This window comes from Xenorhabdus hominickii (genome assembly GCF_002632725.1).
Taxonomy (GTDB): domain Bacteria; phylum Pseudomonadota; class Gammaproteobacteria; order Enterobacterales; family Enterobacteriaceae; genus Xenorhabdus; species Xenorhabdus hominickii.
Genome location: NZ_NJAI01000116.1, coordinates 1 through 379 on the forward strand (window position 1 = coordinate 1; position 379 = coordinate 379).

Here is a 379-nt window from a genome sequence, read left to right on the forward strand (position 1 = left end):
ATTACGAACAGGGGGCCAGTCAAAGTCCTATTTTATCAGTTTGGCGACTGAACTCGGGTTTAAAATTACCATTACGGAATTCAGGCAGGCCAGAGCGGGCATGTCTGCGTGTGGTGATGCCCTGAACGGGGAGGACTGGCCCTTTGTCTGGCGTATTAATGCGCCGACAACCACCATTAATTACGCCGTAGCGGGCGGGAGTTATTGCGGTGATCCGTTACGGTCATGGGGAAATAAAAAACTGGAATGCCCATTTCAGAAAATCAGTCCGTCTCACACTATTCTGCAATTCGGTTATAACCCGTAATCAGCCATTAATTAAATTTAAACATTAATCACCTTCACTGAGTGAGGATTAGCTATGCAAAAAATCGGTGAT

At 45.9% G+C, this 379-nt stretch carries 1 protein-coding gene; it reads left to right on the plus strand.

Features of this window, described 5'->3' with window-relative positions; genetic code table 11:
• On the plus strand, positions 1 to 307 hold a 307-nt coding region (locus Xhom_RS25450), incomplete at its 5' end, for a putative phage tail protein (protein WP_145957540.1).
• Positions 308 to 379 lie beyond the last annotated feature (72 nt).